This is a genomic window from Pediococcus parvulus (assembly GCF_007990205.1).
Taxonomy (GTDB): Bacteria; Bacillota; Bacilli; order Lactobacillales; family Lactobacillaceae; genus Pediococcus; species Pediococcus parvulus.
The window spans coordinates 1-1,905 of the sequence record NZ_BJWE01000084.1 but is presented as its reverse complement, the minus strand read 5'-3'; the positions used below and the strand labels follow the sequence as shown (position 1 = coordinate 1,905).

The following is a 1,905-nucleotide window of genomic DNA, read 5'->3' as shown; positions in this document are numbered from 1 at the left end:
GAACAAGATGTACTTATTTTGAAACAGATTAAAGATCATGCATTAAAAGGAAATTGGCGTGGCTATCGTGAATTTCACCCTGCCAGATGTGGAAACTATGGTAAAAATTATGACAACTGGATTGTTATTTATCAGCTAGATCATGATGAATTGATTTTGTTATTGGTTGCAACTGGCTCCCATGAAATCTTGAATCAATAGCTATAGTTTAGGGGCGCTTATAAAAAAATAAATTAAAATAGCCCCCAATATCTACATTATAGATATTGGGGGCTATTTTAACAACGTTTTTGAGGGGTTATTTGTATATTATAGACCCTTATAAAGAAAAAATATCCAAAAACACCCATACAACTATCCTGCTCTTATACTACAAAAATGGACTATTTTTATTCAGTCCGTAAAATGAAAGTATAGGAGTATTTTTATGTCAATTCGTTATTCACAAGATTTCAAAGATTAATTGGTTAAACTTCACCAAGAAGGCCGTTCACTTAAATCATTAGTAGAAGAATTTGGTCCGTTGAAAGATTCTATTGCTATTTGGCTTAAACAAACTACCCCAATCATGATCAAGGGTCAGTCAAAGACTTTAAAAGACGTCAAGTAACTAGATAAGCGCCTCGCTATTTTGGAGGAAGAAAACGAAATTTTATCACGCATAGCCTGACAGGCATTGAGCGGCCATCTTAATAGCCAAAAAATAGTCCGTAATGTGGGATTGCCGCTAGTTAACCAATTTTTAGCACAAGGCTACGCGCTTGTGCGTATTTTAAGTGCACTTAAAATCAAACCTAGTACCTATTACAACTGGCGCCATTGGCAACCCAGTCGACAAGAAAAGCGTAGAGAATCCCTGAAACCTTATATTTTAGACGTTTGGAAAACCTTTAAATTTTATGGTTATCGTCGTATTGCTGCTTAATAGTCAACTAACCAATGAATGTTCAAAAATATCTGAATATATGACACTTAAATTAATGCGTGAATTAGGGATTAAATCACGCATGCAAAAACGTTATCGCAAACCCAAAACTGTTGTGACGGTTGATCAAAAAACCAATCTGATTAAAAACTTGCATGATTTAATCGGTTTTTGGCAGACAGATATCACTTATATTTAGTTGACTAATCACAGATGGGTCTATTTAGCGACCGTTTTGGATCCTGAGAAGAGAAAAGTATTGGGCTATAAAATTGGCGATACAATGACAGCCGAGCTACCCACAAGTGCCTTACAGCTGGCGTTCGATAAGCATCGAACGCCATTAATTATTCATTCAGATATGGGGTCACAATACACGAGTGCTGAGTTTAATATTAAATGCCAAAATTATGGCTTGAAACATTCTTATTCACTCAAAGGCCATCCGTACGATAATGGCCGTATGGAAGCGCTTCATTCAATATTGAAGCGTGAAGAGGTTTATTCGAAGGCATATCAAACATTAACTGAAGTCCAAGCAGCCATTGGTTGGTATATCAATTTTTATAATCGCAATCGCATCTCAAATCTTGCCTAAGTAACTGAATAAAAATAATCCAATTTATTAACTTCTGAGCATTTTAGGAAATAATTTTATTTTATACTATGAAAAAACATCTATACATGGGTACATAATAGTCGTATTATACAGATGTTGCGTTTAGGTTAAAGAGGGAATGGAGAATGGAGAATGGAGAAAGGAAAATTTTATGAAAAATAAGATATTAGGAAATAAATTATTTAAAAGTGTCAAAGTGTTGATTGCTGTCGCAGGAGTGTCTGTAATCATGACAAGTGCTGTAATCCCTATTAGTACAGCATCAGCAAATACGAATAAGGTGCCACCTGTTCATACTGCTTCAAACTGGAGAGCTAACAACCAAAAAACCGTTGATAATAACATGAGGTCGCAAGCTGCC

The 1,905-nt window shown here is 35.3% G+C and carries 4 protein-coding genes and 1 pseudogene; all 5 read left to right on the top strand.

Features of this window, described 5'->3' with window-relative positions; all coding sequences use genetic code 11:
* Window positions 1-201, top strand: a 201-nt coding sequence (locus PPA04_RS09380) for a type II toxin-antitoxin system mRNA interferase toxin, RelE/StbE family (protein ID WP_147206818.1), incomplete at its 5' end; no start/stop codon positions are given.
* A gap of 262 nt (window positions 202-463) precedes the next feature.
* Window positions 464-556, top strand: a pseudogene (locus PPA04_RS09925) (transposase); the annotation flags it as partial.
* A gap of 343 nt (window positions 557-899) precedes the next feature.
* On the top strand, window positions 900-1,124 hold the full coding sequence (locus PPA04_RS09620) for a transposase (RefSeq protein WP_186806985.1): 225 nt from the start codon (window positions 900-902) through the stop codon (window positions 1,122-1,124).
* On the top strand, window positions 1,125-1,523 hold the full coding sequence (locus tag PPA04_RS09370; RefSeq protein ID WP_147206817.1) for a DDE-type integrase/transposase/recombinase: 399 nt from the start codon (window positions 1,125-1,127) through the stop codon (window positions 1,521-1,523).
* A 139-nt stretch (window positions 1,524-1,662) separates the two neighbouring features.
* Window positions 1,663-1,905 (top strand): hypothetical protein (locus PPA04_RS09650; protein ID WP_222591709.1); only part of this gene is annotated, 243 nt, incomplete at its 3' end.